This is a genomic window from Kitasatospora sp. NPDC091257, from assembly GCF_044757675.1.
Classification (GTDB): Bacteria; Actinomycetota; Actinomycetes; order Streptomycetales; family Streptomycetaceae; genus Kitasatospora; species Kitasatospora lactacystinica.
This window is the reverse complement of record NZ_JBIVVI010001572.1, coordinates 1-1715: the sequence shown is the minus strand read 5'-3', so window position 1 is coordinate 1715 and position 1715 is coordinate 1. Positions and strand designations below refer to the sequence as shown.

General features: G+C 72.7%; 1 protein-coding gene. It reads right to left on the bottom strand.

Features of this window, described 5'->3' with window-relative positions; all coding sequences use genetic code 11:
* Positions 1 to 175: 175 nt before the first annotated feature.
* Positions 176 to 1681 (bottom strand): sensor histidine kinase, encoded by a 1506-nt coding sequence (locus ACIQOV_RS40375; protein ID WP_401055979.1) that lies wholly within the window; start codon positions 1679 to 1681, stop codon positions 176 to 178.
* Between the last annotated feature and the right edge of the window lie 34 nt (positions 1682 to 1715).

Here is a 1715-nt window from a genome sequence, read left to right as displayed (position 1 = left end):
CCCCCCGGTCGACAGGGCCTCGTTTCTGTTTCCGCACCCCGGTCGCGCGCCCCGACTCGGCGCCCCGGTTGCGCGTCCGGCCCCACGCTCTGGTTCCGCACTCCGGAGTGCGGAGCGCGGACCCGGCGCTTGATCCGAGCACGCGCCCCCGCCACACACCTTCGCGCACCGGGCCTCAGCGGACCGGGATCTCCAGGACCACCTTGGTCCCGCCGTCCGGGCCGGCCACCATGTCGAAGGTGCCGCCCAGCTCACCGGTGGCCAGCGTCCGGACGATCTGCAGCCCGAGGTTTCCCGCCGTCTTCGGGTCGAAGCCCTCCGGCATGCCGCGGCCGTCGTCCTGCACCGTGATCAGCAGGTACTCCTCCGGCCGGGCGCCGCCGTTCCAGCTCTCCGACCAGCCCGCGCCGGTCGCCGGCGCCCGCCCGCGCAGGGCACTGACCTCCAGGTTCCCGGAGGCGGTTGGCCCGAACGCGTGTTCAAGGGCGTTCTGGAGCAGCTCGGTCAGCACCATCGACAGCGGGGTGGCCACCTCGGCGGACAGGATGCCGAAGCTGCCGGTGCGCCGGGTCGCCACCCGGCCGTCCTGGGACAGCTCCATTACCATCGCCAGCACCCGGTCGGCGATCTCGTCGAAGGCCACCTGCTCGTCCAGCGCCTGGGAGAGCGTCTCGTGCACGATCGCGATCGAGCCGACCCGGCGCACCGCCTCGTCCAGTGCGGCCCGGCCGGACTCCGACTCCATCCGGCGGGACTGCAGCCGCAGCAGGGCCGCGACGGTCTGGAGGTTGTTCTTCACCCGGTGGTGGATCTCCCGGATGGTGGCGTCCTTGGTCATCAGCTCGCGGTCGCGGCGGCGCAGCTCGGTGACGTCCCGGCAGAGCACCAGCGAACCGGTCAGGGTGCCCTTGGGCTTGAGCGGGATCGCCCGCAGGGTCACCACTCCCCCCTGCGCCTCCACCTCGGTCTGCCGGGGCGCCCAGCCGCTCGCCAGCTTCACCAGCGCCTCGTGGACGGCCGAGCGGGACGGCGGGGCGAGATCGGCGGTGGCCCGGCCGAGGTGGCTGCCGACCAGGTCGGTGGTGAGGCCGAGACGGTGGTAGGCGGAGAGGGCGTTGGGGCTGGCGTAGGTGACGATGCCGTCCGCGTCCAGCCGGATCAGGCCGTCGCCGACCCGGGGGGCGGCGTCCATGTCGGCCTGCTCGACGTTGGGGTAGGGGAAGGAGCCGGCCGCGATCATCTGGGCCAGGTCGGAGGCGCTCTGGAGGTAGGTGAGCTCCAGCCGGCTCGGGGTCCGCACGGTCAGCAGGTTGGTGTTGCGCGCGATCACGCCCAGCACCTTGCCCTCGCGCCGGACCGGGATCGACTCGACCCGGACCGGGACCTCCTCGCGCCACTCCGGGTCGCCCTCGCGCACGATCCGGCCCTCGTCGAAGGCGGCGTCCAGCAGCGGACGGCGGCCGCGCGGGACGAGGTGGCCGACCATGTCGTCCTGGTAGGAGGTGGGCCCGGTGTTGGGCCGCATCTGCGCCACCGAGACGTAGCGGATGCCGTCCCAGGTGGGGATCCACAGCACCAGGTCGGCGAAGGAGAGGTCGGAGAGCAGCTGCCACTCCGAGACCAGGTGGCACTCGAACCCGTGAAGGAGCCGGAGACGCCGTTGTCGTCCGCCCAGATCCAGAAGTCGATGTGCGAGACGCCGTCGGGACCGACGG